Here is a 1,120-nt window from a genome sequence, read left to right on the forward strand (position 1 = left end):
CGCCGTGGGCGCGGCGGCCGCGCTGGCGCTGGTGGTTGGCGCGCTCGTGCTGCGCACGCGCGGCATCTACTTCATCATGGTCACGCTGGCCTTCGCGCAGATGGTGTACTTCGTGTTCCACGACACGAAGATCGCCGGTGGCAGCGACGGCACCTACATCTACTTCCGTCCCGAGTTCGGGCTGTTTTCGGCGCGACCGGTGACCGTCAACGACCCTGTGCAGTTCTATTGGCTGGTGCTCGTTGCGCTGGCGCTGACCGTGGCCGCGCTGACCTTGCTGCTGCGTTCCCGCTTCGGCCACGCGCTGGTGGGGATCCGGCACAACGAGCAGCGGATGCGGGCGGCCGGGTTCGGCACCTATCGCTATCAGCTCGGGGCGTTCGTCGTGGGCGGTGCGTTCGCGGGGCTGGCTGGGTACCTCTATGCGATCCAGTTCGGTTTCGTGAATCCCGAGATTGCTTCCTGGCACCAGTCGGGCAACGCGATGCTGATGGTGATTCTTGGCGGCGTCGGCAGCCTGGCTGGCGCCGTGCTGGGTGCGTTCTCGTTCGTGCTGCTGGCCGAATGGTTCGGCACGTTGACCAAGCACTGGCAGCTGCTGATGGGCGGTTTCATCATCCTGGCGGTGGCGTTGCTGCCGCGCGGGCTGGTCAGCGTGCCGGCGGTACTGCGGCATCGTTCTCCGCGTCGCGCGCGGCGGGCGGGCGCGGCCACCGAATCGAACACACGCAGCCGGGAGGCCGTATGAACACGATCCCATCGGTTCCGGTACTCGATGCGCAAAGCCTGACGCGCCGATTTGGCGGGCTCACGGCGGTCAACAGCGTGGACCTGGCCCTGCATCTGCACGAGATCCATGCGGTGATCGGCACCAACGGCGCCGGCAAGTCGACACTGATCAACCTGTTGTCGGGCGAACTGCCACCATCGGAGGGCCGGCTGCAATTGCAAGGGCGCGATGTCACGGGCTGGGCGCAGCCCAAGCTGGCGCGCCACGGCATTGGTCGCAGCTACCAGCGCAACAACATCTTCCTGCCGCTGACCGTGCGCGAGAATTGCCGGCTTGCGGCGCAATCGCGCGCGCAGCGGGCCTGGCGGCTCTGGGAGCCGGCGCAGGGCT

General features: G+C 67.3%; 2 protein-coding genes. Both read left to right on the forward strand.

The genetic code is table 11. The features are described from left to right. Positions 1 to 748: branched-chain amino acid ABC transporter permease (locus tag D769_RS00245; RefSeq protein ID WP_008640873.1), on the forward strand; the 748-nt coding region annotated here is incomplete at its 5' end. Continuing rightward, the coding region (locus tag D769_RS00250) for an ATP-binding cassette domain-containing protein (RefSeq protein WP_008640874.1) at positions 745 to 1,120 on the forward strand (376 nt) is incomplete at its 3' end. The genes D769_RS00245 and D769_RS00250, both read left to right, overlap by 4 nt.

Origin of the sequence: Cupriavidus sp. HMR-1 (assembly GCF_000319775.1) — a bacterium.
Classification (GTDB): Bacteria; Pseudomonadota; Gammaproteobacteria; order Burkholderiales; family Burkholderiaceae; genus Cupriavidus; species Cupriavidus metallidurans.